This window comes from Roseococcus thiosulfatophilus (assembly GCF_017311575.1).
Lineage (GTDB): Bacteria > Pseudomonadota > Alphaproteobacteria > Acetobacterales > Acetobacteraceae > Roseococcus > Roseococcus thiosulfatophilus.
Window position 1 is genome coordinate 1 of sequence record NZ_JAFFQY010000050.1, and the last position, 888, is coordinate 888.

Annotated in this window: 1 protein-coding gene; it reads left to right on the forward strand. The window is 45.9% G+C overall.

The annotated features are described in order from the left end of the window. Window positions 1-104: 104 nt before the first annotated feature. Complete coding sequence (locus JTN19_RS14510; RefSeq protein ID WP_206934104.1) at window positions 105-743, forward strand: hypothetical protein; 639 nt, start codon at window positions 105-107, stop codon at window positions 741-743. Window positions 744-888 lie beyond the last annotated feature (145 nt).

The window sequence follows — 888 nt, forward strand, 5'->3', positions numbered from 1 at the left end:
TAGGTTTTGACTCGACAGAACCCTTTACCAGTCTGGTAAGCTTTGCCGTCGTCGGCATCCGCTTGAGCACTGATTGGCGACGCTAACCAAACTCGGGCTTTTGTATGGCCAACCTCTACGAGCATCAGCAGATCGCTAAATGCTATGATCGTCTCAACAAAGCTAGAGAAGCGCTTTTCTGTTGCCGCAGCGCTCAAACCATGGAGGATCTACAAAGCCACTGGGCATCCTTTTTAATACACACCGGCAGCATCCTTAATGCTCTGGATGCTGGTTCAAAGAACAACGCACAAGCACGTCAATGGTATGGCGGCAAAAAGCGCGAAGGCCGGGCTGATTCTCTTGTGAGCTATATGCATCAGTCTCGAAATGCAGAAGAGCACGATGTAGAACCCGTCACAACAAATCGTCCATTCCTGCCGTTGGGTGTGATTGATGAAGACACAAAAGAAATCGACTTCGATATGGGCACGGATTGGGGGAGTGGAATCCCAACCGAAGATGGATACATTAAATACAGGCGTGATCCAAAATACAAACCTAATCCAAGAGGTAAAATGATAATCGGAGCGGCACCCAGTCAGGCACGATTAAGACCGGTTACTGATCAATTTAAAAAAATATATTGGCCACCTAGAGAGCATCTAGCTCGACCTCTGTTCGATCAGAGGCCAATTAGAGTTGGAGAGCTCTATCTAAATTATCTTGAGAGGCTTGTGGGCGAGGCCTCATCTCTGTCTTAGATAGTTTTATATTTTTCATTATGAAATGAACTTCTTGGATAATATCTAATGATAGCAAATATTTGCGTGCATGGCAAATCTGTGACGCCCGCCTGCATCATCTACTCAATGATCGTCATCTAAAGAGGCTTACTCGCATAGCACC